This is a genomic window from Pontibacter rugosus (assembly GCF_042678745.1).
GTDB classification, from domain to species: domain Bacteria; phylum Bacteroidota; class Bacteroidia; order Cytophagales; family Hymenobacteraceae; genus Pontibacter; species Pontibacter rugosus.
In genome coordinates this window covers 1-1,487 of the sequence record NZ_JBHTLD010000411.1, presented here as the reverse complement: position 1 = coordinate 1,487, position 1,487 = coordinate 1, and the positions used below count along the sequence as shown (strand labels likewise).

The following is a 1,487-nucleotide window of genomic DNA, read 5'->3' as shown; positions in this document are numbered from 1 at the left end:
ATATTGGAGAATAAAATCAGCATATTACAAAGGAAATGAATTACCCTAAAAACTTCTTGCTGCTCTTTCATAGTACGGATTTACATTAAAGTGTCTTTTTCCCCAGATGTAAACGTTTTTGAATTATCGAATAATGGCAAAAATCAAAAGCATTACCCACCTCCCTTTTCTAATTAGTTCTTCCATTACTTTACTCTTTAAGAAGTTTTCGAATATTAACCTGCCTCTTTAACGCCGACTTCTTTTTTTAGATTGAAGTAAAATTATATTTCTACTAACAGGTACGTGAGCCTAATTAAACAGCAAAAGGCACTGCAGGTATATGCCTGCAGTGCCTTTCTAATAAATCATCTCCTACTAAAGGCTTAATGTTAATATCTCTCTTACATCAGGTATCTGAATATCTGCCCTCTCCCCAAGATCCTTTACATTTCTTTCTTCAAAACGCTGCACAATCAGATCTATGGTTGCCTGATTTACATCGTAATCTGAAAGTTTGGTTCTTATGTCCAATGACTCAAAGAAGGAAATAGTAGCCTGTATTGTCGCTTCCACACACTCATCTTCTGTACCAGCATTAATGCCCCACACGCGGCTTCCATACTGTAGCATCTTTTCTTTTTTTGTATCGCTCTTAACGCGAAGCAAGGATGGGTATACTATGGCAAGTGTACGGGCATGATCTATACCATGCAAAGCCGTTAGTTCATGCGCTATGTAATGTGTAGCCCAGTCTGTAGGCACTCCTGTTCGAATAACGCCATTCAATGCCATCGTAGCACACCACATAAAATTAGCCATTGTATCATAATCCTTAGGATTTTGGATAGCTTTTGGCCCTTCTTCTTTAAGGGTTAGCAGAATTGATTCAGCAAAACGGTCTTGAAGTGGCGCATTAACCGGATACGTGAGGTACTGCTCCAGCACATGCGTAAAGGCATCTACAATGCCGTTACTAATCTGTCGTACAGGCAGTGTAAAAGTTGTTTCAGGATCTAACACAGAAAACTGAGGAAAAGTATAAGCCCCCCCGAACGATAATTTTTCTTTTGTAGATACACGAGTGATCACAGCGCCAGAATTCATCTCAGAGCCTGTAGCAGGCAAGGTCAAAACTGTGCCAAATGGTGCCGCTTTTTTGATAGGTTCTTTCTTTGATAAAATATTCCAGGGATCTTCTCCTTCATATTCCATGGCAGCAACGATGAATTTGGTACCATCGATGACAGAACCACCGCCTACTGCCAAAAAGAAATCAATGCGCTGCCGCTTCGCAATTTCAACTGCCTGCATCAGCGTTTCATAGTGAGGGTTAGGCTCTATATTACTAAACTCTAAGACTTCAAATCCCTTCAGCGCCTGCATTACCTGCTCATAAACGCCGTTTTTCTTTATACTTCCGCCACCATAGGTTACCATTACGCGAGCACCGGCAGGTATTTCTTTGCTTATAGAAGCAATTTGTCCTTTCCCGAAAAGTATCTTAA

General features: G+C 40.4%; 1 protein-coding gene. It reads right to left on the bottom strand.

The genetic code is table 11. The features are described 5' to 3' along the window. Positions 1-357: 357 nt before the first annotated feature. Positions 358-1,487, bottom strand: a 1,130-nt coding sequence (locus ACFQ2O_RS21595) for an iron-containing alcohol dehydrogenase (protein ID WP_377532971.1), incomplete at its 5' end; no start/stop codon positions are given.